This is a genomic window from Bacillus sp. FSL K6-6038 (assembly GCF_038050455.1).
GTDB lineage: Bacteria > Bacillota > Bacilli > Bacillales > Bacillaceae_G > Bacillus_A > Bacillus_A pseudomycoides.
In genome coordinates, this window is sequence record NZ_JBBOUH010000002.1 from 33,230 (window position 1) to 58,825 (window position 25,596).

Below are 25,596 nucleotides of genomic sequence, written 5' to 3' on the forward strand. Positions count from 1 at the left end.
ATAAGCTGCCCATATGGACAGCTCATTTACATAATTATCGTTATTGGAAGTTGATTAAGGGGTATCGTTAGGAATTTGCCGCACAATAGCATGTACAGAAGGAATAGGATATTAGATATCTCCTGTTTCTAACTTTTTATTTAATAATATATAATCCTCTTTTTTAAAACATATTGTGACTCTATCTAATCTATTTCCATTTGGATATAACAATAATTGTTGTTTATATGTGATACCTAAAGGTATAACTGTTTGATAAATTAGGTCTAAAATTCTAAAGCACTCTATATCGACTCCCTCTTTTAAGTGATTTTTAATATGAATAAGTACTAGTTCTTCCATATCATTAAAATTTTCGAATCTAGGTTTTCGAGGAGAAATATTGTTAATTTTACATAATCCTTTTAGTAAATCTTTATAATGATCTTTTTCTTTCAAATAGCTCACCTCTTAAAGTATTATCAAAAATGTTTACTATGTTTAAGTCTAGTATAGATGAATCAGTTTGAGAAAAAAGTGAAAATGGTGATGAATATGATATTCATGTAAGGTTAACATAACGTCCTATTATCGGTAGCGAGGAAAAGGAGGATCCCTACTCTTACAAGGGAACCTCCTTTTTTTGTTCTATGGATCTATGCATTTTTTTATACATTCCTATCCTGGCGTGGTTTTAGGGTTCTCGTTCGTTACTGGATTAGCCGAAAAACTGTATAAAATCTTGCATGCTCTTATCCAAAATGCTGGCGGTACCCCATCAAAAAAAGAAAATTGTAGGGAGCTAATCTATATCTTTAAGTCCATATTCATATAATCAAATTTCAATAAAATTCATACAAAAGTCCTACTGTTTATTAATTTATACGTCTTTCGTCTTAAATAGCTCTCCCCTGAATGATGGATTTTAATCCGGATATCTCTAACATATAATAGCTATTGTAAGGCTTTTAAAATTTAAAAGGAGGGAATTGCATGAAGAATTGGGTTCAGTTTAGATTTGCAAGACCAACAGATAAATTTGAAGAAGTTATAGGTTTTTATGAAACAGGATTGGGTTTAAACCGTATAGGAGAATTTCAAAATCATGAAGGATACGATGGGGTCATGTTTGGATTACCTGATGAAGAGTATCATTTAGAGTTTACAAGGCATGTTAATGGAAGTCCATGTCCTGCGCCGACAAAAGATAATTTACTAGTTTTGTATATGCCTAATAAAGATGAAATTGAAAAAATAACGAATCGGTTAGATAAAATGGGCTATCATGAAGTTGAACCGGAAAATCCGTATTGGATAGAGAAGGGAACGACGATAGAAGATCCGGATGGTTGGAGAATTGTACTCATGAATGCAGTTGGATAAAACAAGCTTTTTTTAATATTTAATAGAATGTAACAAACTTACTCAGACATAAATCCCTACAACATTTGTAGGGATTTTTATATAAGGGGTCACTATATCATTTTGGGAAAATTGTACGCTAAGGGCTACAAAACCTTATCATTACAGCATTCTTTAAAGGTGAGTGTATGTTCAGAAAAATAAAAACATAAGTATAATTGAACATTGATTTGTTTACACACTTTATGAACATGATTATAGCTAGAAAACGCTGATATTATTGAGCTTTACCCCTTGTTCATAAACATACGAGTTTTGTAACAAATACTAAATGTGTACATTTTAAACTTTGTTCAGCAATCGGGCCAGATTGTGAAGTGGCGACATTAAACAAAATTGGATTTTTATTGAAAAATCCCACAAAATTTCCGTATAATTATATGAAAATACTAGAAAAAAATTAATGAGGGATATTCAAATGCAAAAGTACACCTATTCACCTCCTAAAATCAAAGATTCCACTAAATTGGTTGATGTAATCGACCAACATGGAAATGTGGTTCTGGTGCGAAAACGCTAGGAAAATTGCAATGAATCTATAAATCTTGGACATACTGATACTACTAATCTAAAGAGGGTGTGTAATTGGTATGGAAAAGGAAAATTTGTTCAAATGGAAGCATTATCAGCCTGATATTATTTTATTAACGGTAAGATGGTACCTACGGTACAACCTCAGTTTTCGTGATCTGGTAGAAATGATGGAGGAACGGGGTTTATTCATTTCTCACACAACCATTATGCGCTGGGTTCATCATTATGGCCCTGAATTGGATAAGCGGATCCGACGTTATCTCAAACAAACAAATGACTCTTGGAGAGTCGATGAAACATATATTAAAGTAAAAGGTCAATGGATGTATCTGTATCGTGCTGTTGATTCGCAAGGAAATACAATCGATTTTTGCCTAAGCAAAACAAGAAATCAGAAGGCTGCAAAGCGCTTTTTCAAGAAAGCTTTGCGGTCTTTTCATGTTTCAAAGCCTCGTGTTATAACAGTTGATAAGAATCCAGCTTATCCAGTAGCAATTGAGGAGCTAAAAGAAGAAAATAAGATGCCAGAAGGCATCCAAATTAGGCAAGTGAAATATCTCAATAATATAGTGGAACAAGATCATCGTTTTATCAAGAAACGTGTACGTTCTATGTTGGGATTGAAGTCATTTAAAACAGCAACCTTTATATTGAGTGGTGTAGAGGCTATGCATATGATTAAAAAAGAACAGATTGATTTACGGCATCAGTCTGTTCAAAATCAGAAAAAATTCATCCATCGATTGTTTGGGCTTACAGCATAAAATAGAATTCCGCTAGAAATATATGAGCTATATGCTCTTTCATTTTATTTTTGCACCAGAACCCCTTACTGTTAATAAGATTAGTTCCAGCTGATAATGCTTCCACTTGAACAAATTTTCCTTTTCCATATCGATCACACACCTTTTTCTAGAGTAATACTATCAGTATGTCCAAGTTTAGGAGATTACTTGCAAAAGTTTTAGAGTTTTTGCACCAGAACCGGAACAAATGCTTTTATGGAACTTGGATTAGGATGGATTGGGGATAAAGGGATAAGCAAAGTAGGGAAAGTAACTACACTTGGTGAAGGTGTGAATCCAGCAAAATTCTCAGAAGGTATCTCGTCCGTTTCGAATCAAATACCATTGAAAGACCGATTTGCTTTTGCTGATGGAAGTGGTATGCGCTCTAGATTTGATGCGCCTGATTTTAAACAAGCTGAAGAAAAACTATCGACCTATCAGTTTGCTAGGGGAGTTGATACTGATACTGTAAAACCAGGAGATACTAGTCCGTTAGCTCCAGGAGGAGGATTAAATGCCCATGAGACAAAAGGTGGCCAAAGACGTGGCCACTTAATCAAGAAACACATTGGGAAAACAGATGCAAAGTTGTTGCAAAGATTACAGAATGATTCTAGAATAACAGGGTCATCAACTTTCACTGATAGGGCTACCGCTGAAAAAATAGTGGCTACAGTCTTGAATAACCCTCGTAATCAAGCACGCATTCAAAGTTGGCTAAATAGTCCAAGAGATAATAATTTAATTTTACGTTATCATGGTACTGAAATAATTGGACGAGGTGTAATAAAAGGTTCTACAACAGTTGAAGATATGTCAAATGCAAAAATTGTACTGAAGAAGGATAGAAATGGAAGTTTTATTTTAACTGGATATCCATTGTGATAATAGGAGGAAGATTATGTTATTAGAAGACAATTTCGATAATCTCGAAGATGATGAGGTATTTCAATTTCTAGCAGGTACTTTTCACCAAGATACTTTCTATGAAGAAGCGCTCCAAGAATTACTAGAAGAGGTATCAAAAGAGTATTTGCAAGATGCTGTTATTTTTCTAACTGAATTTATTCAAAGCGACTATAGTAATACAGAAAAAAATGAATACATACGGTATTCTGCAGATGGGATATATTTTGAAGGATTAGAAATAACACCATTAGAATGGCTTGAACAAACAGTTAAAACGATAAAACAAGCATTAAAAAACACTTAATAAAAAAATCGACCGCCCGTAAAAGGCGGTCTTTTTTCGTTAAATTAACAAACATTCACATACGCATCACTAGCCGTAATATAGTACGTATTCCCTTTCGAATTGTGTACTTTGTATTGTGTTGATCCATTGACAGTTACTTTTGCATCGATTGTAAATCCTAGCCCTGCATCTATAGATCCAGCCACATCTTTATCCTGCCAAGATGGAGAATCATAGAAACGTAGGTTGTCCAATTTGGAAACAACGCGTTTGCCTACAATAGATGAATCCACTGTGCTTTTCTTATCGAATTTCACATAAGAAGGATTGTATTTAATCCATTGATTTCCTCCAAGATTTAACCATCCATCTTTTTCAGCCCACACAATATATGATTCTGGTTTATTTAACTGACGAATAACAGAATAGCTTGCATCAGGGCCTTTACGTAAATTTACATTGTAGCCTTGAATGTACGCCACACCATCCGTTACAGCAGTAGGATTTTCTTCTGGTTTAGATGGTTTCTCTGGAACAGAAACTTCAACATTAGCATTATTGTATGCACGCTTCACATCTGCACGGAATTGAGCTTCTGATATACCATGACTACGTAAATAATCAAGTGGATCTTCATGATCTGTACCGCCAAGATATTTTGTTACATCATAGTGAGTCCATAATCCTTTTTCTACAGATAATCCGCGATCACGTAAAATTTTGGCAAGCAGCTTCACCTATTTATCATATGAGCGTTTAAATTTACCATAGTCTGCAGTTTCGCAAAGTTCTACATGGGGTAGCACGCACATTTTAACGTTTTTATACTCTAAGGGATTCTCAAAACTCAATAACACAATTTGAATTGAGATTTTGATTTAAAGATGAGTTTTGAGACAAAATTCAAGCTATTTTCAGCCTATTTTAGGTTGAATTTCCTTTGTCTCAAATACCCTTGTTTTTGAGATTGAATAAGTTGCTTAGAGTAGTAAAATCAACGTTTTTTCATGTCGAATTTGCTTAGCGTATATTTTCGTTAAAATGTGGGCGGTACCCCATCGCTATCAAGCTAAGAAATACAAATACCCCAAAACGAGAAAATTGACATCTTCATGTGAAAATGTACAATTTTTTTGTTTTGAGGTGTTATAAAATTCTTAAGTTGATGGGCATGTGGCGCTCCCCTTATAAATGTTACAAAAATCTTTCAAATAGCTCTAACTTGCACAATGCTTCCCGTTAATATAATACGCTGATTCTGTGAAAACCGTAAATACAACCTCTACTTCTGGAAGTCCAAAATCCATTACATATGTAGTAATGGCCTTGGCAAATCGATCACGAATTTCCTGTCCACGCTCGAACCATTTCACTTCAATAAGAGGAAACGCTTCTATTTCTTCTCCATTGAATACAAACGTAGAACTTGGTAGTTCCAATGTAAAATTATCCGTACCACACTCACAAATCTCTGCGAGCTCTTCTACTAATGGCTTGCTTATGCGTTTTAATTGTTTAGTAGTAATTCCACGAAACACAACATGCGGCATGTGAATCCCTCCGTTAGATAGCTTTATATTTGCTCACATCATAGCACAATTTATTTTGCTGCACTAGAATCTATTGGTACATTTCAATGACATTCTTAAGTTGATAGGCATGGGGCGGTACCCCTATAGTAAAAAAATTGAAACCCGTCAGGGTTTATTTGATATGCCTACTTTTATGATATCTATAAAAGATAATAAAAAACTACATAGAAAGACCAGCCTTTGTATAAATATATACTTTAAGTTGATGGATGTGTGGTACTGCCCCTTTTATACCGAGCTATACAGAAAAACATTCAAGAAATAGCAAATATTCTTATCCGCCTGTTTTACCTCCTACAGAAGAACGAGTGGAACCCTCGCCGATATGGGAAGAAAACAGTCTTTGATATCTTAGGTGTTGTTTACGAGTATAATGAATTGAGAGGACAGAAGAAAACTACATAACTTTTAAAAATGAAACTTATTTAGGTTTATTTAGTATGCTTATTTTTAAGAACATATCTCTACTTTGAGAATGTTTTAACTCTGATGAACGAAAGTTCATTTTTTCCCATTCTTAAATTGATGGGTATGTAAGGTGATCCCTATACTGAATGTAAAATATGTAATTTTGCATATTTGCGTATTAGGTAATGGTATGTAGAATGCTATTTTATTATTTTACAAATATTTTTAAGTTAATCATTTAAAATGTTTAATTTATATAAATCTATTTTAATTTTTCAACATATAAGTCGCTGCTATGCAGAACAAAACATGACATGTACTTGCTTTCTCCTTTTGTTTTAAACCATTCCTATGGAAGGGAAAGGCCCCTACCGCTTCTATGTATGGCCAGTTGCTCTCATCTCCTAAAATAAAGGGGTTTTCAGTTCGTTTTTTTCAATTTGTATTTATATAAAAATAGTTTATTTTCAGTGAGTTTATCAGATTATAATGAGTTTGTCTAATGGAATAAATCTATATTGAAATACTTTTTGTTGTGATTTTTAAGATTTAATAATATATGTACAATGTTTAATTTAGAATTACTATATGCTAGATTAAAGGTTTACACTCAAAATCTATAATGTTTTAATGGAAGTAACAGCCATATAAATCCATTTTAATTTTTTCGATATACCTACTATGCAGAATACAACATGATTTGCACTTGCTTTCTCCTTTTGATGTGGTGGGAAAAAGTCATGACCGTTTCTATACACGGCCAGATATTCCCCTTCAAAATTATATATAGGTATAATTTTTACGTGTATGAAATAAGAGAGGGGGGATAAGTAAATTTAAGAAGTAGTCATAGTAAGAGGAATCATTATTGTATTAATTAGATGAGACGATATAAGGGGCTAGTGAGGAAATCGGCGTTTCCTATGACCGTTAGAATGGATTTGAATGAAAGGAATGATTTATATGAACAGAGGAAAGAATTATAGATTACAAAAACCAATGAAAGTATTTATGGCATCTGCTGTTTTGACAACGACATTATTTACGTCTATGACTGTAAATAGTTTGAACATTCATGCTGAAACTACGCAAACTCAGGCGCAGTATGAAGAGAGGACGTTTGAACTTCCAAGTACAGGACATTATATGGGTGAAGCAGCAAGAGAAAGAAGAAGTGAGCAACGAAACTATGTGCCAACAGGAATCTATGTAAAACCGAATGAACAAGTCACAATTGAAGTATCGGGACTATCGGGATTAGACAAGCTTGGAGCAACTATTGGGACAAATGAATATGATAAAGAAGGGGGAAAAGCATTTCGTCTTTCTCCTGGTTCTAACACCATCTCCTCTCCAAACGGTGGTTTATTAGGGTTTGATAACTCTGAAGGGAAAGGAACTGTTAAGGTGAAAGTAACACAAGGCGGGAGCCCTGTTCCATTCTTTGAATTAGGGAAGCATACGAAAGAGGACTGGATTGCTATGATGGACAAGTATCCAGATGCGCATGCTGTTCAATTAAAGTCAAAGAAAGCAGTACTTACTGTTACTCGTGATAGTGCCAAGAAATATATTGTGGATCAAGATCCTGTTCCCCTATTAGAAAAATACGATGAAATGATTCGAGCGCAAGATAAAATATCGGGACTTTCTGAAACAAGTTCTAATCCGTTACATCGTTCAACTCGCCGTCTTTGGGCTTTTGTAGAGAACCCTAACAACCCACCGGGCATGTACATGTATGCAGGTCAGGATGGAGTCGTATTTACTACTGCTTATGACGCAATTAAAAGTGCTTTAAATGTAAATGAATTTGGATGGGGACAAATGCATGAAGCAGGACACACAAGGCAACAAAACCCTTGGACGTGGGCTTCGAATGGAATGACTGAAGTCACTGTTAATATATATTCCTTAGCTGCACAAAAACAATTATTCCCGAATCAACCAACGCGTTTAGAAAAAGAAGGGGACTACGATAGAGCATTTGCATACTTAAAACAAGCAGATAAAGAGTATAAAGATATTGATGACTTGTTTGTGAAACTTGTTATGTTTTGGCAACTTCATTTAGCATATGGGGAAGATTTTTATCCGAATCTCCACAAACTATATCGAGAGTTGCCAAAGGATAAACTTCCAGAAACTGATGAAGATGAAATACAAGCATTTATTTACAATACATCGAAAGTAGCGAAACAAAATGTACTTCCATTTTTTGATCAATGGGGACTGAAAGCATCACAAGAAACAAGAAAAAAAGTAGAAGCTTTGAACTATCCAACATTAACTGCCCCTATATGGGAAGCGACGGATGCGAAACCCGTTAAACCAGTAGCTGCGTATGGTCCAAGAAAATAATGAAAACAAGTGTGTGTGATCTAGCTAGTAATGCAATCGATGACAATCCAAATACAATTTGGCATAGCTAATAGAGCACATCATATAATTTCTTATAAACAAGGGGGATTACGTGGGTACATAGAGAGATATGGTATAGATGGGAATTTAGCCAGCATTTTTCTAAATCATTGACAGTTATACATGATGCGCGTGTGCCCATTGGCAGGATTGTGCAGATTAGAAGATCTGTGAATCAGTGATACCTATATATATCTTTTTTAGAAAAAGGTATTATGATAATTTTATTCTGTTATTCAATAATGGGTATTTAGAAAAGGGGCTACTTCGGGTTAAACTGTACTCTTTAGGGGAGCCTCCATTGCTATCAAGCTAACAAAACAAAATTCCCCTAAAATGAAAAAATACGCTATTCTTTCTGTAGCATCATAGGAAAGGATAGCGTTTTTGATATGAACTTATCTATTATTGATGAATTAGAATTGTTTTCTAAAGAGTTGCAACGATATATGTCACCTGATGCTCTAGAGCAATTAGCTAAAAATGTAGGATTTGTTAAACGAAAATTTTATATCTCTACAGTTATTTATGAAAGTTCAATTCATTTTTCATTTTGGGGAACCACCAACTTCTTAAGTTGATGGATGTGCCATTCGTAAAAGGTATAGGTGAATTAGAAAAAACAGATGTAGATTTAAAATAAAGTTACGATGTTTTTCCCCTTTTCGATTAAAGAATACTAAGTGAGTCCTAATTAAACTTTTTTATAAAACGAAATGTTCATTCAAAAAGAAACGAATCCATTTTGATCAATCTTTTTTCAAAGTGGATTCGTTTTATGTGTCGTAGAATACGGCTTTGTGGAATATTTATTTCAAAGCTACAACAAGAAGTCTTTTACAAAAAACGTTTGTTAATTAAGGGGAATAAAGAAGTGGCTAAGAGTAACTAAATTGACAAGCTTTCTAATAGAATACAGAAAGAGCTCTCATACTCAAAGCTAAAGTTTTGAACTTATTCTTCATAAAATCCCCCATTTCATTCTTCGTCTTTCGTTATTACATATAAGATAATTAAATTACTTATTACTTAGTAATCAAACCGGCTCTAGCAACGCAAGATGTTGAAGATGAATTGCATACTAATTTTAAACGGTAATTGCCAATAGGTGCACGATAAGAATAATCCCTTAATCCAGAATACACAGTTCCTTTGTCATAAAGGTTACCATCTCTGTACAAATACCAAGAAACAGATGGATTGCCTATATAATTACCCACCCAAAGACTTACTCCGCCGCTATCCGCGTAAATACTTCTTGTAGTTACTGCCCCAGTTCCTCTTAGATCAACATAAGAACTATCATCTGCAAATGCTTTCTGCATTGGAGTTGCAAATGTAAATGCGGATGCCAATGCTGTCACAGTTCCTACCGTTGCTGCTAATTTCTTAAGTTTTTTCATCTTCCCATCTCCCCTTTCAACATTTATGTAATAAACAATACGTATACAATAAATACGTACTGAATAATACGTATTTATTCTACAAACATTTGGTAAAAAACGTAATATTTTCACAAAAATCGGAATAATCAAAATTGGTGATTTTTATCATCATAAGTTCTGGTATCAAAATAACCAGAATGTTTTGTTAAGTATTTTGATATCAATGGTCTACTATTATTATTGAAATACCTTTTTGTTAGGATAATACAAATAAAATACAGCCTATGACCCATTTTTACACGTATCTCGGCTGAACCTCATCATTCCGAATATCCTACACTGATAATAGGTATTTTTATTTATTATTTTGTAAAATTCACAGCCAGCTTATAGGTTAATAATTAATTCACGGCCAACTTATACTTCCGTTTCCTACGAAGAATTGAATAAATATCTTTAAAAACAAGCAAATTCCGGTCAATTTATGCTTCCAACTGAGGAAAATTTATGAGTAAAGTGATATTTGACTAAAAAACTCTACATAAAAAATAGTGAGAATTCAAACATCAAAATATATCATCATCTAACTTGATATTAACGATTATAAATATTGATAGTTTTCTTTACTAGATGAATACTTTTTTAAATTTTCCACTTGAAAAATTCTAACTTTATAAGTACATTGTTCATTATATATTTTTATAATTAAACTTTGTTTCTAACAATGTATTAAATGAGGTGAAACAAATTGAAAATATTACTTATATAATGATCTTTTTAGTCCTTAGTATTATTTTGGTTCTGGTGCGAAAACGCTAGGAAAATTGCAATGAATCTATAAATCTTGGACATACTGATACTACTAATCTAAAGAGGATGTGTAATTGGTATGGAAAAGGAAAATATATTCAAATGGAAGCATTATCAGCCTGATATTATTTTATTAACGGTAAGATGGTACCTACGGTACAACCTCAGTTTTCGTGATCTGGTAGAAATGATGGAGGAACGGGGTTTATTCATTTCTCACACAACCATTATGCGCTGGGTTCATCAATATGGCCCTGAATTGGATAAGCGGATCCGACGTTATCTCAAACAAACAAATGACTCTTGGAGAGTCGATGAAACATATATTAAAGTAAAAGGTCAATGGATGTATCTGTATCGTGCTGTTGATTCGCAAGGAAATACAATCGATTTTTGCCTAAGCAAAACAAGAAATCAGAAGGCTGCAAAGCGCTTTTTCAAGAAAGCTTTGCGGTCTTTTCATGTTTCAAAGCCTCGTGTTATAACAGTTGATAAGAATCCAGCTTATCCAGTAGCAATTGAGGAGCTAAAAGAAGAAAATAAGATGCCAGAAGGCATCCAAATTAGGCAAGTGAAATATCTCAATAATATAGTGGAACAAGATCATCGTTTTATCAAGAAACGTGTACGTTCTATGTTGGGATTGAAGTCATTTAAAACAGCAACCTTTATATTGAGTGGTGTAGAGGCTATGCATATGATTAAAAAAGAACAGATTGATTTACGGCATCAGTCTGTTCAAAATCAGAAAAAATTCATCCATCGATTGTTTGGGCTTACAGCATAAAATAGAATTCCGCTAGAAATATATGAGCTATATGCTCTTTCATTTTATTTTTGCACCAGAACCATGACAAGGGTGTCCTTCAATAACAAGCTGTTCAAAAAAAGCATAATGATCATCTGTTTGCGCAGCTGCTTCTAATGTTGATGCCTCAGTAGACTGTTCATGAAATGTATAGGCAAGCGATAAATTAGCAGCACTATTAGCTAAATCCTCTTCGAACATATGAAAATAGGAAGATAACTCTTCCCAACCTTCATGGAAAATTAAAGCTAACACTTCATTTGGATGTGTAATTTCTTTTTGTTCAGATGGTGATATGAGCATGTACGGCCCGTTTACAATTGGACGCTCGAAAGCATACATTTGTTGAACTGGTACGAGTAAGTAGCAGTCTTGTTTCTTAAAACATAAAGCTTGTATTATGGAAGATTTTTCAAAGTGCTTCTGGTGTGTATGTATATAATCCAGTAAATAATCTGGACAACTGTACGCTGAAATAGAAGCAAACGTCTTAGCTGACTTTTGAAATGTCACCACAGTATCCATTAGATTACTTATATTTTCTCGGATGACAGAAGATAGTAGTCGTTCCAATATACCGTTCCGACCTTTATATAAATTTTGTTTATATATTTCATGTAGTGGTGGATGGTTTTGCTGTAAAAAAGAAAATAATGTTTGTTCTTCTACCTCAAATGAATGAATGCTGTGTAAGTGCATAGAAACCACCTTTCTCAATTTTAGCTCTTTACAAAAAAGAGAGAATATTTTATATTGTCCTTACAATGATGTTGATAATCAATTTCAATTATAAAGAGTGAATTGAAAAATGCAACAAAAAATTCGAGGTGATTCTTATTCGAAAACTGTTTTTTGGTAGTTCATTTTTTTTGTTTATGGGGAATTGGCTCGGAATGACTGCTATTAATTGGTATGTCTATGATTTGTACCATAGCGCGACATATTTAGGATGGTTAAACTTTGTACGACTCATTCCAATCGTATTATTTAGTGTGTATGCAGGAAAGCTTTGTGATTTGTATCCACGAGTCAAATTAATGAAATCATATTCCTTATGGGGATTTGTATTGACAACTTTACTTGCGGTTTATGTTGCTTTAGTTACTCCTTCATATTTTATTTTTTTACTTTTTTCATTTATTCGTGGGGTCATTAGTGCATTAGAAACACCAAACCGAAATACACTTCTTTCAGATATTGATACAAATAATCAAATTAGCAAACTGATTTCCATGCATTCATTTGTCATGAATGTTTGTCGATCAACCGGACCGGCATTAGCAGGATTTCTTATTGCAGCAGGGCATATCGAATTAACATTTATGATGCAGGCTGTTTGTTCACTTATTGCTTGGATTCTTGTGATACCAATGAAAGATCAACCAATGAAAAAACGAAAAGAAAAGAAAAAAGCGAGTTGGGAACAAATTGCTGCTTATTTTTCTTATGACAAAATGGGAAGAAATATCTTTGTGACGTCACTTATTACAATGGCTTTTGGTTTTTCCTATACGTCTGTTTTACCAGCGCTTGTTTCAAAGCAATTTACGGGAAAAGCAGAAGTGTTTGGAATCGCTATGTCATCAGCTGCAATTGGTGCGATTATAGCTACTGTGATTCTTCCAAAAGCATTGACATATATTTCAGAAGTACGTCTGTATTATGTTAGCTTACTTGCATTTTCAGTTTCTTTAGCATTACTGATTGTTAGTAATACATATGTATTTTTTATTCTTTTATTTTCTATTGGTCTATTTGGTCAGTTATTACGATCAAGTAACCGTGTCTATTTTCAGCATCATGTCCGTGAAGAAGAGAGGGGACTTATGCTTAGCGTAGTACTGATGGATCGAGGGATGATTCCACTTGGTTCTATTTTAGTTAGTTATTCCATTGAATATGTTGGTATTGCTCAAACATTTATTTTGATGGGAATTGTATGTATGGTCCCGTTTTTATTTCAATTTATAAAACTGAAACAGCAAAAAGGAAAGGTGAACGAATTTGTCAATTCAAAGCAAACAAGTTAATAGAGTAAAAGCAGAACGGAGTATTTTAAATCGTTTTTGCAATTCATTGATTCGGGAGAAAGTGCTACAAGAGAACTGTGCGATATTGAAACATGAGCATGGTATAGAGATTGTAGATAGCATGAACGATGTGGAATTATTGTTAGAAGTAAAACAAGAGGGAGCGTTTGAACGATACGAGTTTATATTCCCAATTCGTTTTAAAGTTCGTGGACATATACGGTGGATTGATTCATTGTCAATGTTTTGGGAAGAAGTCGCTCCGTTCTTTCGTATTCATATTTCACAGTCTTTACAAGAAGAACTGGAAAACAGTGTAACCAATTTAGCACTAGCATACGAAGCATGGGATCGGAAACAAGAATGGGTGAAACAACAATTAGAGACAAACGTTTTGTTTGTAACAAAAACAAATCCTAATAACTTATATCAATTTTTAAAAGTTTTACAAACATGTATACCATTTGATGAGCTTACTTATACGGAATCACTTGTTATTGAGGGACATCCGCTTCACCCATCTACGAAAACGAAACTTGGTTTATCAAGAGAAGAAGTGAAGTTGTATGCACCAGAATTTGAACATGTTGTTCCGTTACATGTTCTTCTCGTTCATAAAGAAGTAGCTGAAGTAACGGGAGATTATATGCAGAAACCACTTATATATGAAAATTCACCAGATTTATACGAAGCAGTACACACATTACTTGTAAATAAAGAAAAAAGAATGGAAGATTATTATCCATTTCTCATTCACCCATGGCAGTATGAACATGTATTACAAGAAGAATATGGTTCAGAGTTAGAAGCGGGATGGATTATTCCAGTGCCATATCAACTATCTTCACGTGCAACATTATCATTTCGAACAATGAATGTATTAAAATTACCATATCACGTGAAACTTCCAGTGAGAGCGCAAGCAACAAGTGCAGTTCGTACCGTGTCACCAGAAATTACAATAAATGGCCCACTATTATCAACAGTATTAGATGGCATCTATACAAAGGAACAAAAGTTAGAGCAGTCTATTGTCGTTGTAAGGGAACGAGTAGGAGCTTATTTTTCTAAACCGAATACTAGGGATTTAGAACGTAATTTAGCATTTATTTTACGGGAAGATCCCGATCAGTATAGAAGAGAAGGAGAATTATTATGGGTTGGTGCAAGTTTAACAGCCAATAATCCATTAAAAGAAAATGAACCTGTCATTTTAGATATAATGCGTACATATTTTGACAAAGAGGATATCGGTAAAAAAGAGATATTCTATTATATCGCTCATTATACTGAGAAAGTGATGTTGCCATTGTTAGAACTTGTTTTACGATATGGGATTGCCCTAGAAGGGCATATGCAAAATTCTATCATTGTGACAAAAAATGGTGAAGTACAACGTATTCTCATTCGTGATCTTGGTGGAGTAAGAATTTATAAAGAGAAATTGGCGGAGTTGATAGACCTCTCGGTTATGAAAGAAGTAGCATTATTTACAGAGAATATGACTGAAGTATATAACAAGTTTATTCATTCTGTATTGCAAAATCATTTTGGGGATTTGCTATTTACATTGGCTCGAGCAGTTGATGATATACAGGAAAAAGAGTTATGGAGAATTGTTGCAGCTTTGGTGGAAGATTTTATGGTAGGTGTAACAGAAGAGCAACGAGCAGCAATATTTGCACCTTTTATTGAGACTAAGGCATTATTTTCCATGAGGATATATAATCAAGCGAAATCGTATTTATATACAAACTTTGCTAATCCGCTTTGTATGTAGGAGGAGTAAAAATGCGGCCCATCATGAAAATAAACCTTTCAAAATTAAAGCATAATGCCATTATGATAAAACGATTATGCGAGCATGCAAATGTTTCATGTTTTCCAGTTACAAAAGGAGTAAGTGCTGCAACAGAAGTAATCGAAATTTTGAAAGAAGCTGGATTTACAAAATTTGCAGATTCAAGATTACAGCATCTTCATAAAATCCGTAAAATGATGGGAAACAGTGTGGAACTTCTTTTAATTAGAACACCAGCTTTATCAGAAGTAGAGGAGACGGTTCTAACTGCTGACATAAGTTTGAACTCTGAACTCTGTGTGATTGAGGCATTGGGAAGGGCTGCGACGAAATATGGGAAAATACATCGGGTTATTTTAATGATAGATTTAGGAGATCTTCGCGAAGGTATGTTGCCTCAGCAAATGGTGGAGGTTTCCCAAAGAGTAGTTGGGATACAGGGAATAGAGCTTGTTGGTATTGGAGCTAATTTTACTTGTTTTAGCGGTGTGATTCCAACTGAATCTTCGTTGCTAGAGTTAACACAATTGACTGAGCTAGTGGAAGAAAAAATCGGGCAGCCACTTTCCATTATTTCGGGGGGGAATTCCAGTTCCTTACCGCTTATCTTACAAAGGAAAGAAATAGGGCGTGTCAATTCTCTTCGAATTGGCGAAGCTATTTTCCTCGGGAAAGAAACAGCATATGGGAAGAACATTCCCTTTATGTACCAAGATATATTTTTGGTGGAAGCGGAGATTATTGAGGTTAAAAGAAAGCCCTCGATGCCTAGAGGTGTGATTGGAAAAAACGCTTTCGGTCAAGTTCCATGTTTTGAAGAAAAAGGGGAACGATTGCGAGCTATTGTTGCGATTGGCCGACAAGATCTTGATATTAGTGGACTATATCCACTTGATGGACATATCGAGATTCTTGGTGGAAGTAGCGATCATTTAATCGTTGATATAACAGATAGTAAGACATATCGAGTAGGCGATATAATTACGTTTCTTCCAGCGTATAGCGGTATGCAAAGCGGTATGGTTTCTTCACTTGTACACAAACAATATGTATTAGATGATGTGTTACAAAAAGCGCTTGTTCTATAAAGTACAATTTGGGGTAGCGCCACATCGCTATCAGGCTAAGAAAAGCAAATACCCCAAAACGAGAAAATTGGCATCTCCAGGTGAAAATGTACAATTTTTTGTTTTGGGGGGCGTTATAAAATTCTTAAGTTGATGGATGTGGTACGGAAACGATTCTGGGTATGAGGGACCGCCAGTTAATTTCTTGAGCTGAATTCAATTGCAATAGATAGATTTTCTGTCCTTATGATGGTTCATGGCAAGCAACAATTAGTCTATAAACAAGCCATTTCTACAATTTCTACATAATGCATACTGGATTTATGTAAATATTTCTCAATATTATATTATTGCTATATATTATATAATATAAGTAATTCTTTTTATTATTTATATTTTTGTTATTTCCTGTTGCAGAATCCTTATTATAAGGATTCCTTTTTTTGTATCAAAAATCTACAAATAAAAAGATAAGATCGGGGAACACGATCTTATCTTTAGCACAAGGAGAAAAAAAGGCGAAAACTATCTTAATTCTTATAATATTATATTTTTTTAAAATTTTCGATATAAAAACCATATATAGCAGCTATATCTATATTGAGAAATTTATTACAAAGTTTACTTTCATTTTTGTAGTGAAACAAAAAGAACTTGTAAAAAAATACAAGTTCTTTTTAAGATAATGTAAACTGAAGGGCAAAACAAACTATCTTATCAGAAAAACTAGGAATCACTATGTCTTAAGACTACTAGGATACCTTTATTGTATAACAGATATTAACATTTTTAGGGATGACATTTGAATATTGTATGAATTTTTAGAATCAAAAGAGAACCCTTATGATAGGGATTCAGCCCATGCCAATCAACTTAAGAAAAGTAAACACCCCCAAAACAATAAAATGAGCTAACTTCTCAAAATAACTAACTGTAGAGAAAGAAAATTTTCATTTAGGAGGTACTTCAAAACCTTAGCTTGATGTTGATGTGACGGAACCTCAAGTGTGTATAAACTTAAAAAAGTCCCTTCATAATGCTAAAGGGACTTGCTCACACAAATGATCTGCACATCAATTCATCTTTGATATGCAGATCATTTGTGTGAGCAAAATCCTAAAGCTTCATAACATAATACAATTGAAAAAACCAAGGGAATTTTGAACTGTACCCTATAAAATGGACAGTTTAATAAAAAGACCTTTAAAAATTAGGCACTTAAAAGATGGTTCCGGTATTGTACCGGGGCCATCTTTTTGAGTGTCCATTGATAACGATCATAATTATAATCTTGCATATACTTCTCGATTACTAGTTGCAGAGATTGGAACGTTTGACAACACTTATAGTCTAATTCATCTTTTATATGACCGAAAAAGGATTCCATTGGGGCATTATCTAGACAGTTTCCTCTACGTGACATAGACTGTCTCAAACCCATTTCCTTTACACGGCGCTGAAATTCCGGATGCGTGTAGTGGATACCCTGATCTGAGTGTAAAAGTGCTTCAGGATGAATGGTATCTCCTAATCTATCTTTTAATTTGTCTAATGTTTGATAGACGATATCCATTTGTAAAGAAGGGGAAACATGATAAGCTAAAATCTCTCGTGTCGTACTATCTTTTACGCAAGATAAATAAGCTTTCTTCCCTTTTCCATAAAATAAATATGTAATATCCGTTAACATACTTTTTTCCGGCTCTTCTTGGTTGAATTGACGTTGTAATAAGTTCGGACAAGTTTTGTGTTCTTGCGTCGCTTTTGCGATTTGTTTGTATGGATTCGCACGACGAATCTTTGTCACAAGATTGTATTTACGCATAACCCGAAAAATACGCTTTAGATTCATTGTAATTCCCTTTGTGTTTTCTAACGCCATTTTGATGAATCGTGCACCACATTTTTTCTTTTTACGGTTGAAGATTTCTTGAATCAATTCATAATCCTTCTCATCACTTGCTTCTTTTTCAATGTGTATGTCTAGCTTACGAAGCCAAGCATAATAACCACTTCGACTTACACCTGCTAGATCGCAAAAATAACGCACCATGCGTGGAAAGTTGAAGCGACGAATCGTTTGTTCAATGAGTGTATATTTTTCACATGGTGTTAACGTTTCTTCTGTAACGCCTGCCTTTCGAGTTCGTCTAACTTTTTTAAGAATGCCAGTTCCGCTTCTAGAAAAGCAATACGAGCTTCTGCTTTCTTTAGCTTGTCATCGGAAGATAACATTTTTGTAGAAGGGCGACCAGCACTTCCTTTTCCACGGCGTTCCGTATAGAATCCTTCTTCTCCAAATTGTTCATACGTTTTTCTCCAACGTTTTAAACATTGATTTGGTTTTCTTTCACCAATGATCTCTAAATCGAATCCATTCTCCAGGAAGATTTGATTTGGACCTTTCCCACTTTGATTTTCTTTCACAGCTTTTATTTTAAAATCAGAACACTAGGTAATAGAACGTTCTGATACCTTCACGACATTTTCATTCTTCTCTAGTTGCTTCATTTGCATTTCATTAAAAATAATTTTACTCATTTCCCGTACCTCACTTTTATCATTGTTTCCATTATAACGAGGAATGAGTGTAAAGATACACAAAAACCCCGAAGCATGGACTTTTTTTAAGTGTCCACGATTCGGGGTACAGTTCATACAGAATTTGGCTTTTTTCTTTGGAGTTCATGAAAATAACAACTTGAACCCACTACTCTTTTTCAAATGTAATTGTATTTTATCATATTTTAAACGTTTTGTTGTTATATTTTTAACTTATCAGATAATTATAGGTGGATATTTGGAACAATCTTTAGCCTATGATATTGCCCCGTAACTACTTGTATATAATAGAAGGTAAAACTAAGTTCATGACTTTTTATAATTTGTAAAATTAATCATTAAATTCTTATAGCTAATGTGTACCAAAAGGTGTACCTTTTGGAACAAAAAAATAGAATCCTTATGATAAGGATTCTGCAACAGGAAAAAACAAATATATAGAAGTAAGATAAAGAGAATTACTTATTATCATTATATCGTATATATGTATAATGTAATGTTGAGAAAATGTTAAGAAATGGTCGAATCATTCTCATATGTATTATGTAGTAATGGTTGAAACTGCTTGTTTGTAAACGAGTTGCTGTTTACCACGAACCATCATAAGAATCGTAAATTTGTCCATTGCAAGAATCTGCCCGGTTATCCTAACCCCACTCTTTAAAACTACATTGATTGGCTTTTTTTTCTCTTTTAATAATTCAGATGTTTTTTCTTGTAGGCCGTTCATATAGCTCCCCCCCTTACTATAATCGTATCATACTTAAATTTAAATATTGTCTTATACACGTATTTCTCAATATAGCCATTGAAAAGAAATCTCCTAGTATTACGGATTTGTTTTTATTACAAGAAAGCTCATCTTTTGCTTTTTGGGGTATTTGCCTTTCTTAGCTTGATGGTGATGTGGCGGTACCCCATGAAATACTTTTGTAACATTTACGAAAGGAAAATGAAAGGTATTTAGATTATGATGAACTTCCGAACATTACATTCAGTGTAATAAGTAGGAAAAAACATACATACATACATACATACATACATACATACATACATACAAAGTGAGGAATGACGTTATGAATGAAAAGTACAAAAAAAGGATGCCAAAATTCCTACCTATAGGAATTGCAATGGGGGTTTTATTTAGCGCTAGTCCATTAGCAAGTCCATTAACGGAAAATACGGTGAAAGCAGATGTTGGTACGGCCGGAACGGTTATTACAACATTTGGAAACATATATGACAAGTTTCTTAAAGAACCGTTTGGGAAATGGTTAGAGGAAATCGATGTGAAAAGCTATTATTATGCTGAACATGAAAACCTTGCTTACAAAGCTCCTACATTTCAAAAGGGTGAATTTGGTATTAGTGCATTTGATTATTATAAAAATAAAGATTTTAGCAAGAAAATTAAACTTGCTTATGAAGATGGAAAAGTTGAATATAAAACGATAAAGCATGGGGAACAAATTCGTATTAAGCAAGCTGGTACAATGGTAGACTTAACTCCTGATGAACCTGATCTATATAACCATAAGATTTTGTATATTACACAAGAACAATTAGATGAAGGAAAGACGGGTATTTCACTTACGAATTTTAAAACCTATTATCTAAAAAGTGACAATAGCGGTCGTAGAAATGCTTTAGCAGATAAATATTTAAAACAAACATTCCCACATTATTATCCTAATGGCCTCCGTGTTTGGGGTGTTGATGAGAATGAACTTTTCAAGCAACTACCAGTAGAAAAACAAATGCTAGGAACGATTACTTCAGAGCCTATATCAGAAGGTGTTTTTTATTATTTTTCTGATCCCGCACATTATGTGTCGCCGCATATTAATGAAATCATGAGCCGTGAGGTTGATCTCATCACAAATCATAAAGATGGAGAGTATTCCTCTCTTTCGACGAAAATTAAAGGCAGAGATGGCTTCATCCGAAGCTGGGATGATGGTAGGCTTTCTACATCAGACGGTAACACTCCATTGAGTAAACAAGAGTTCACAATTACTCCAATTAAAAAAGGATCTAACAAGGTTCTTCTAAGAGATGGTTTGAAATATATTCCAAGTAAACTAGGTGATAATGAACTTTATATAATCAAGCCTGAGAAAGTCTGGACACTCGAAGATACTGGGCTGTTTGGGGCTTTTAGATTAAAAAATGAAAATGGACAATATTTATCTGTTGGTGATGGCATTGCAACGTTCACTGACGATTATGCAATTGCTTCTGTCTTCGCCGCTGATTTGAAGGAAGATGAATGGAATAATTGGTTAAACAAGTGGTATCCTGGAAAATAAAAGGATATTAATCTATACTCTTTGTAAAGGACATTAAAAAAAGAGGTTAGACATCCTTAAGAAGATGGTCCCTGTTTGAACAGTGGTCATCTTTTTTAAATCCCATTGAATAGGAATAAATTGAAATAGAGGCTATCCCTTGAGGAAGCCTCTATTTTATATAACGACAAGAAATTATGAAATGATTGCGACACACAAAAAAGAAAGTTACACATTCTATTTTGGTAGAAATATATAAAGTTCTATAAACGACTGTTTTAGATACTATCTGGGTAGTACCACATCGCTATCAAGCTAAGGTTATGAAGTATCCCCTAAACGAAATTTTTATCTATCTACAATTATTTATAACAATTCAGCTCATTTTTTTAGTTTTGGGTAACAATGAACTTCTTAAGTTGGGTCGCATATATCGTGACCCCTTCAACAGGAATTATAAATGCATTACCATAAATATAGTTAACCGGAAAAAACTATAGTTTTAAATTTTTTATAACTCTTCATCATTTTCAGAATGCGTATATTCTAAAATATCTCCAGGTTGACAGTTTAAAACCCTACAAATTGCATCAAGTGTAGAAAAGCGAATAGCTTTTACTTTACCTGTTTTTAGATTGGATAAATTGACTACAGATATTCCCACAGCATCGGCTAATTCTCCCAATTGCATTTTTCTATCTGCTAATACCCTATCCAATCGTGTAATAATAGCCATAAAATAGCACCTCTCGTAAAACTTACAAAGTAGAATCGTATTCTTCTTGCAAATATGCACCATATTTAAAAATATGGGACAAAAATAAAATAAGAAATCCCATTATCATCATGTCAAAATTAAAATTAAGAGAAATTACGGTTTTAGACAATTGAAGTGTCCTTACAAGTGAAAAATCCCAAATATTACCTAGTAATCCGATGATAAAACTATAAATAATAACCCCATACGCCAAAAATTGGATGTGTTTAATACAACTTTTAGAAAAGGGCTGTTTATTTCTTGTAAACTGTAAAATTCTTTTTATCTGTACAGTGATAAATAATAGTATTGTTAGGATTACTTCACCTATTATACAAGCATTTATGATCAATGTCCTAATTTTTGTATGTTGAATATGATTTACATCAATTTGATAAGAAGAATGATAAAAGCCTACAGAAAAAGTAGCTCCCTTTACAGTTAAAATGTCAAGTAAGGTATGGAGCGGAACAAATATTCCTCCAATCATCATACCTAAAACTAAAAACATTCCAATAATAACTATCCAATAAAAAATGTTAAATAAAACTTGAAACAATTTTATTGCTTTTTCAAAACCAATAAAATCCTTAGGTTGATTCATATTTTTCACTCCATTTCTTTTTTATTAATATAGCACCATTTTCGTTGTTTATCATTATGCCGTTAATGTTTATGGTTAATAACATAACGATAAACATTAACTGATGGATATGCAATTTTACATATCCAAATAAAGGGAATCTATATACAGAGTATGATTAAATTATATTAATAATATTTAAATTATATTAAATGTTATTTTGTAGATTAAAATAGTTATTTTTTAACAGATACATCAAGTTGTAACTATTATAATTACTTAAATAATACGAAACAATCATTTTATAAGTATAATTTTTTCGCTCACATTAATTCTTAATAATTAAATTAATTAATATAGTCGACAAAATTCTACTATTTACGCATTGAAAACTTAATGTTTTAATAAAGGTGTAATTAGTATGACCGCTAAGAAAGGAGAAGATTAAACTAATAAAAGTGTAGTAAAGTCGTAAGTAACATTATGTCGATTTAATTTTCTTAATACTCAGTTAATTTTAGTTAGAAACAATCTAGAATCAGAAAAGTATCGTGTTTGTAAAAAGAATAACATTCTCAGTTTCTACATAACAAAAGTGATTTTATATAATTCTGTAGTAAAAGTATAAGCAATGTACGATATAATTTCACCTTTTGTAATCTTGTAGAAACAATGAAAGAATGGCTAGTATGAAGCGTATTAAAAAATACTTGCTACAGCATTTGTATGAAGTACAGCTTTAATAGAAAAGAAACCACAGAATGCTATAAGGTGACCACTATATCATAAGCTTGATTAGCTCTTATAGGGGGATTTCCAACAAAACTAGGGGGAAATATTATGAAATCAATATCAAAAAAAGTCATGGCAGGGTTACTTGTAGGAGCAACGAGTCTATCTATCTGGGCTCCTTCAAGTGAAGCAGCTTCTCCGGAGAATAATCGATATTATTCTGTTCATTTGAAAGCTAATCGAGACAAAGTTTGGGATGTATATCGAAATAATACCTATGATAATGCAGGGATTCTTTTATATGGCCAAAACGGTCAAGACAATCAAAAATTTGTATTTTTTCCACTTGATGGAGGAACATATGCAATTGTAAATAAAAATAGTGGAAAACCAGTAGGAATTGGTGATCCTATTGCTAATGATGATGGTGTTCGTCGTATGACACTTTTTGATAATGAGGGTTTGCGACAGGAGAGTTGGACTGGTGCCACTGATCAACAATGGTATTTACGAGACCAGGGAGGTAGTAATTATGAAATTGTGAACCAAGGATATGGGAAAGTTGCATCTTATGCATGGGAGGGGACACTAGCTCAGAATTGGGAGTATACAGATTTAGATGAATCAAATCCTTCTGATTCAGATAGAGTATTTTACATTTCTGCTGGTCCAGTTAATCAAGGTACTCAACCCTTATACGGTACTTTTTCACTACCAAAGTTACCAGCTGTAGGAAATAGACCAGATGCTCCTAATTATACTGGAGGTATTGAACAACAATTACCTCAAACTTCGAATTCTGTTGTTGTTGGGGCATCTTTAATACCTTGCTTTATGGTAAATGATGGTCAAGCGGATAATTATACAAAAATACACAATTCACCATATTATGTTTTGCAAAAAGAAGAATATTGGGATAAAACATTTTCAAAGGTTATTCAACCTGGTTTGAGTGAGAGTTATTCATATAAAACAGGTGTAAGTTCTGTAGATCAACAAAAGATGACTGATACGCTTTCTATGAAGATTGGGGCAGATTTAGGACTTAAATTTGGACAACAAACTGCATCAATTAAATCAGAGATTTCAAGAACAATACAAACAGAAGTTAGTACAACTAATACGGAAGCAACAGAAGAAACAAGAGCATATACTGCTGTAGGTGAAGCTGGGAGGGCAACAGGATATACACAATACCAACTGGCGACAAAATATACGTTAAAGAGAGCAGATGGTTCAATTGTTTCAGATCCTTGGGTTGTAAAAAATGATAAGATAACAGTAACAAGAAAAACTTCATAATTAGGAAATATATTGCGATATATGTCAACGATAAGTGGACAAAAAAAGCGAAGCGAGCCCCCTCAAAAAATGAGGGGGTTCTCTTGTGGCAATTATTTGTTTGCATCAAATAACAAAATAAATATTTCTCTTCCTTTTATACAACTATTCCCCTTTGCTATATATAAAAGGAAGAAAGATGAGGAGAGAAGACCATGCAAAAAATTCTTTTAGGAAATTTAGTAGTATTTGCAATACTAACGAATATGTCTTTTAAACATAACGAATTCGCAAAGAATTCTAAAGAAAAAACTGAAGAGGTGGATTTAATGTCCGCCTTTCCATTTGAGTATTAAAAAAGAAAAAATTCAAGGAAAGGATTTCTTCTCAATAGGGTACACCTTTTGGTACACATTAGCTATAAGAATTTAATGATTAATTTTACAAATTATAAAAAGTCATGAACTTAGTTTTACTTTCTATTATATACAAGTAGTTAGGGGGCAATATCATAGGATAAAGATTGTTCCAACTATTGCCCCGGAACTTTCTGATAAGTTAAAAAATCTAACAACAAAACGTTTAAAATATGATAAAATACAATTACATTTGAAAAAGAGTAGTGGGTTCAAGTTGTTATTTACATGAACTCCAAAGAAAAAAGCCAAATTCTGTATAGATTTGGCTTTTTTCTTTTTACGCATTTGTAGCTAAAAATAGCATGGTCTTTAAATCCTTGTTAGGGGCAAGAATTTAAAGAAGAGTTTAGCTTAATTACGATTTTACATAAATTACATATTATAGTAAATTGATATTGTTTATGCTAAATATTGTAAATATTCAGGTATCTAATTCTTAGATTATTTATGCGCAAAGTCACAATTGGTGAGTTTTACAAATGAACCGTCCTAAAAAGCGAACGAGCGTTTATAAAGGTATACCTTTACAAACAGAAGATATATGCTTCTTCATATTCAATTTTGAAATGAATTTTTGGAACATCTTTAACCTATGGTATTGCCTCTTGACTACTTGTATAGAAAGAACGTCCCAAAAGCTTTACTTTTTGGGACGGTTTATTCATAAAAATAGGGTCTCTGTAATCTAAGTTTCATAAAGATTTTAGATACCTTTTTCCTATAATCAAAGAAAA

Annotated in this window: 21 protein-coding genes and 6 pseudogenes; 16 read left to right on the forward strand and 11 right to left on the reverse strand. The window is 33.4% G+C overall.

The features are described from left to right. Positions 1 to 111: 111 nt before the first annotated feature. Positions 112 to 438: a hypothetical protein gene (locus NSQ40_RS27885; protein ID WP_098159447.1), complete on the reverse strand. Its 327-nt coding sequence runs from the start codon at positions 436 to 438 to the stop codon at positions 112 to 114. A gap of 534 nt (positions 439 to 972) precedes the next feature. Here NSQ40_RS27885 and NSQ40_RS27890 point away from each other — a divergent pair. From NSQ40_RS27890 to NSQ40_RS27895, 3 genes and pseudogenes are all read left to right on the forward strand, one after another. Further along, the gene (locus tag NSQ40_RS27890) at positions 973 to 1,362 is read left to right on the forward strand and encodes a VOC family protein (RefSeq protein WP_341286171.1); all 390 of its coding nucleotides are present in this window, start codon (positions 973 to 975) and stop codon (positions 1,360 to 1,362) included. Between the two features lie 457 nt (positions 1,363 to 1,819). Further along, positions 1,820 to 1,918, forward strand: a pseudogene (locus NSQ40_RS29570) (tubby C-terminal domain-like protein); the annotation flags it as partial. Between the two features lie 73 nt (positions 1,919 to 1,991). Then, the gene (locus tag NSQ40_RS27895) at positions 1,992 to 2,699 is read left to right on the forward strand and encodes an IS6 family transposase (RefSeq protein ID WP_341286172.1); all 708 of its coding nucleotides are present in this window, start codon (positions 1,992 to 1,994) and stop codon (positions 2,697 to 2,699) included. A 63-nt stretch (positions 2,700 to 2,762) separates the two neighbouring features. Here NSQ40_RS27895 and NSQ40_RS29575 read toward each other — a convergent pair. After that, positions 2,763 to 2,828 (reverse strand): annotated as a pseudogene (locus NSQ40_RS29575) (IS6 family transposase); the annotation flags it as partial. Positions 2,829 to 2,936: 108 nt separating this feature from the next. Between NSQ40_RS29575 and NSQ40_RS27900 the strand changes: the two are divergent. Beyond that, positions 2,937 to 3,608 carry an RNase A-like domain-containing protein gene (locus NSQ40_RS27900; RefSeq protein WP_258248737.1) on the forward strand — a complete coding sequence of 224 codons (672 nt, stop codon included), beginning with the start codon at positions 2,937 to 2,939 and terminating at the stop codon, positions 3,606 to 3,608. A gap of 16 nt (positions 3,609 to 3,624) precedes the next feature. Next, a complete protein-coding gene (locus NSQ40_RS27905; RefSeq protein WP_003210352.1) occupies positions 3,625 to 3,936 on the forward strand; it encodes a contact-dependent growth inhibition system immunity protein in 312 nt (103 codons plus the stop codon). Positions 3,937 to 3,980: 44 nt separating this feature from the next. Here the strand turns inward: NSQ40_RS27905 and NSQ40_RS27910 are convergent. Continuing rightward, positions 3,981 to 4,715 (reverse strand): annotated as a pseudogene (locus NSQ40_RS27910) (N-acetylmuramoyl-L-alanine amidase); the annotation flags it as partial. Positions 4,716 to 5,135: 420 nt separating this feature from the next. Further along, positions 5,136 to 5,468: a DUF1904 family protein gene (locus NSQ40_RS27915; protein WP_003209679.1), complete on the reverse strand. Its 333-nt coding sequence runs from the start codon at positions 5,466 to 5,468 to the stop codon at positions 5,136 to 5,138. A 261-nt stretch (positions 5,469 to 5,729) separates the two neighbouring features. Here NSQ40_RS27915 and NSQ40_RS27920 point away from each other — a divergent pair. Then, positions 5,730 to 5,915, forward strand: a pseudogene (locus tag NSQ40_RS27920) (IS4 family transposase); the annotation flags it as partial. Positions 5,916 to 6,535: 620 nt separating this feature from the next. Here the strand turns inward: NSQ40_RS27920 and NSQ40_RS27925 are convergent. Continuing rightward, positions 6,536 to 6,676, reverse strand: a complete 141-nt coding sequence (locus tag NSQ40_RS27925; RefSeq protein WP_003209942.1) for a hypothetical protein — start codon at positions 6,674 to 6,676, stop codon at positions 6,536 to 6,538. A 205-nt stretch (positions 6,677 to 6,881) separates the two neighbouring features. On the opposite strand from NSQ40_RS27925, the gene NSQ40_RS27930 reads away from it, so the two are divergent. Both NSQ40_RS27930 and NSQ40_RS27935 read left to right on the forward strand, forming a co-directional pair. Beyond that, positions 6,882 to 8,279 (forward strand): M60 family metallopeptidase, encoded by a 1,398-nt coding sequence (locus tag NSQ40_RS27930; RefSeq protein ID WP_097787538.1) that lies wholly within the window; start codon positions 6,882 to 6,884, stop codon positions 8,277 to 8,279. A gap of 452 nt (positions 8,280 to 8,731) precedes the next feature. After that, a complete protein-coding gene (locus NSQ40_RS27935; RefSeq protein WP_097787537.1) occupies positions 8,732 to 8,920 on the forward strand; it encodes a hypothetical protein in 189 nt (62 codons plus the stop codon). 444 nt (positions 8,921 to 9,364) lie between these two features. Here NSQ40_RS27935 and NSQ40_RS27940 read toward each other — a convergent pair whose 3' ends face one another. Further along, entirely contained in the window at positions 9,365 to 9,742 is a 378-nt protein-coding gene (locus NSQ40_RS27940; protein WP_097787536.1) for a hypothetical protein, read from the reverse strand. Positions 9,743 to 10,613: 871 nt separating this feature from the next. Between NSQ40_RS27940 and NSQ40_RS27945 the strand changes: the two genes are divergently transcribed. Beyond that, positions 10,614 to 11,321, forward strand: a complete 708-nt coding sequence (locus NSQ40_RS27945; protein ID WP_098159229.1) for an IS6 family transposase — start codon at positions 10,614 to 10,616, stop codon at positions 11,319 to 11,321. Between the two features lie 39 nt (positions 11,322 to 11,360). Here NSQ40_RS27945 and NSQ40_RS27950 read toward each other — a convergent pair whose 3' ends face one another. Further along, positions 11,361 to 12,041 carry a hypothetical protein gene (locus tag NSQ40_RS27950; protein WP_258248657.1) on the reverse strand — a complete coding sequence of 227 codons (681 nt, stop codon included), beginning with the start codon at positions 12,039 to 12,041 and terminating at the stop codon, positions 11,361 to 11,363. Between the two features lie 128 nt (positions 12,042 to 12,169). Here NSQ40_RS27950 and NSQ40_RS27955 point away from each other — a divergent pair, with 128 nt between their 5' ends. From NSQ40_RS27955 to NSQ40_RS27970, 4 genes and pseudogenes are all read left to right on the forward strand, one after another. After that, entirely contained in the window at positions 12,170 to 13,372 is a 1,203-nt protein-coding gene (locus tag NSQ40_RS27955) for an MFS transporter (RefSeq protein WP_239500244.1), read from the forward strand. Then, the gene (locus NSQ40_RS27960; RefSeq protein WP_170957070.1) at positions 13,347 to 15,152 is read left to right on the forward strand and encodes an IucA/IucC family protein; all 1,806 of its coding nucleotides are present in this window, start codon (positions 13,347 to 13,349) and stop codon (positions 15,150 to 15,152) included. The genes NSQ40_RS27955 and NSQ40_RS27960 overlap by 26 nt, the downstream gene beginning before the upstream one ends. A gap of 11 nt (positions 15,153 to 15,163) precedes the next feature. Continuing rightward, positions 15,164 to 16,261: an alanine/ornithine racemase family PLP-dependent enzyme gene (locus tag NSQ40_RS27965; RefSeq protein WP_033796880.1), complete on the forward strand. Its 1,098-nt coding sequence runs from the start codon at positions 15,164 to 15,166 to the stop codon at positions 16,259 to 16,261. 198 nt (positions 16,262 to 16,459) lie between these two features. Further along, positions 16,460 to 16,549: pseudogene (locus NSQ40_RS27970) on the forward strand (RNA chaperone Hfq); the annotation flags it as partial. Between the two features lie 901 nt (positions 16,550 to 17,450). On the opposite strand, the pseudogene NSQ40_RS27975 reads toward NSQ40_RS27970, so the two are convergent. Then, positions 17,451 to 18,781: pseudogene (locus tag NSQ40_RS27975) on the reverse strand (IS3 family transposase). Positions 18,782 to 19,343: 562 nt separating this feature from the next. Beyond that, entirely contained in the window at positions 19,344 to 19,532 is a 189-nt protein-coding gene (gene hfq / locus NSQ40_RS27980) for an RNA chaperone Hfq (protein ID WP_098159451.1), read from the reverse strand. Positions 19,533 to 19,878: 346 nt separating this feature from the next. Between hfq and NSQ40_RS27985 the strand changes: the two genes are divergently transcribed. Then, a complete protein-coding gene (locus tag NSQ40_RS27985; protein WP_098159450.1) occupies positions 19,879 to 21,111 on the forward strand; it encodes a hypothetical protein in 1,233 nt (410 codons plus the stop codon). Positions 21,112 to 21,601: 490 nt separating this feature from the next. Here NSQ40_RS27985 and NSQ40_RS27990 read toward each other — a convergent pair whose 3' ends face one another. Both NSQ40_RS27990 and NSQ40_RS27995 read right to left on the reverse strand, forming a co-directional pair. Beyond that, complete coding sequence (locus tag NSQ40_RS27990) at positions 21,602 to 21,826, reverse strand: helix-turn-helix domain-containing protein (RefSeq protein WP_097837260.1); 225 nt, start codon at positions 21,824 to 21,826, stop codon at positions 21,602 to 21,604. Positions 21,827 to 21,848: 22 nt separating this feature from the next. Further along, entirely contained in the window at positions 21,849 to 22,451 is a 603-nt protein-coding gene (locus tag NSQ40_RS27995; protein ID WP_098159449.1) for a DUF2975 domain-containing protein, read from the reverse strand. A gap of 819 nt (positions 22,452 to 23,270) precedes the next feature. Between NSQ40_RS27995 and NSQ40_RS28000 the strand changes: the two genes are divergently transcribed. Beyond that, the gene (locus NSQ40_RS28000; protein WP_098159448.1) at positions 23,271 to 24,464 is read left to right on the forward strand and encodes an RICIN domain-containing protein; all 1,194 of its coding nucleotides are present in this window, start codon (positions 23,271 to 23,273) and stop codon (positions 24,462 to 24,464) included. A 194-nt stretch (positions 24,465 to 24,658) separates the two neighbouring features. After that, the gene (locus NSQ40_RS28005) at positions 24,659 to 24,799 is read left to right on the forward strand and encodes a hypothetical protein (protein ID WP_170957109.1); all 141 of its coding nucleotides are present in this window, start codon (positions 24,659 to 24,661) and stop codon (positions 24,797 to 24,799) included. Positions 24,800 to 25,596 lie beyond the last annotated feature (797 nt).

What these genes read in the sequence shown, in the direction of transcription:
- NSQ40_RS27990 (WP_097837260.1), bottom strand. Translation starts at nt 21,826, where the DNA reads ATGGCTATTATTACACGATTGGATAGGGTATTAGCAGATAGAAAAATG.
- NSQ40_RS27900 (WP_258248737.1), top strand. Translation starts at nt 2,937, where the DNA reads ATGGAACTTGGATTAGGATGGATTGGGGATAAAGGGATAAGCAAAGTA.
- NSQ40_RS27985 (WP_098159450.1), top strand. Translation starts at nt 19,879, where the DNA reads ATGAATGAAAAGTACAAAAAAAGGATGCCAAAATTCCTACCTATAGGA.
- NSQ40_RS27905 (WP_003210352.1), top strand. Translation starts at nt 3,625, where the DNA reads ATGTTATTAGAAGACAATTTCGATAATCTCGAAGATGATGAGGTATTT.
- NSQ40_RS27915 (WP_003209679.1), bottom strand. Translation starts at nt 5,468, where the DNA reads ATGCCGCATGTTGTGTTTCGTGGAATTACTACTAAACAATTAAAACGC.
- NSQ40_RS27895 (WP_341286172.1), top strand. Translation starts at nt 1,992, where the DNA reads ATGGAAAAGGAAAATTTGTTCAAATGGAAGCATTATCAGCCTGATATT.
- NSQ40_RS27950 (WP_258248657.1), bottom strand. Translation starts at nt 12,041, where the DNA reads ATGCACTTACACAGCATTCATTCATTTGAGGTAGAAGAACAAACATTA.
- NSQ40_RS27930 (WP_097787538.1), top strand. Translation starts at nt 6,882, where the DNA reads ATGAACAGAGGAAAGAATTATAGATTACAAAAACCAATGAAAGTATTT.
- NSQ40_RS27945 (WP_098159229.1), top strand. Translation starts at nt 10,614, where the DNA reads ATGGAAAAGGAAAATATATTCAAATGGAAGCATTATCAGCCTGATATT.
- NSQ40_RS27935 (WP_097787537.1), top strand. Translation starts at nt 8,732, where the DNA reads ATGAACTTATCTATTATTGATGAATTAGAATTGTTTTCTAAAGAGTTG.
- NSQ40_RS27995 (WP_098159449.1), bottom strand. Translation starts at nt 22,451, where the DNA reads ATGAATCAACCTAAGGATTTTATTGGTTTTGAAAAAGCAATAAAATTG.
- NSQ40_RS28000 (WP_098159448.1), top strand. Translation starts at nt 23,271, where the DNA reads ATGAAATCAATATCAAAAAAAGTCATGGCAGGGTTACTTGTAGGAGCA.
- NSQ40_RS27890 (WP_341286171.1), top strand. Translation starts at nt 973, where the DNA reads ATGAAGAATTGGGTTCAGTTTAGATTTGCAAGACCAACAGATAAATTT.
- NSQ40_RS27965 (WP_033796880.1), top strand. Translation starts at nt 15,164, where the DNA reads ATGCGGCCCATCATGAAAATAAACCTTTCAAAATTAAAGCATAATGCC.
- hfq (WP_098159451.1), bottom strand. Translation starts at nt 19,532, where the DNA reads ATGAACGGCCTACAAGAAAAAACATCTGAATTATTAAAAGAGAAAAAA.
- NSQ40_RS28005 (WP_170957109.1), top strand. Translation starts at nt 24,659, where the DNA reads ATGCAAAAAATTCTTTTAGGAAATTTAGTAGTATTTGCAATACTAACG.
- NSQ40_RS27940 (WP_097787536.1), bottom strand. Translation starts at nt 9,742, where the DNA reads ATGAAAAAACTTAAGAAATTAGCAGCAACGGTAGGAACTGTGACAGCA.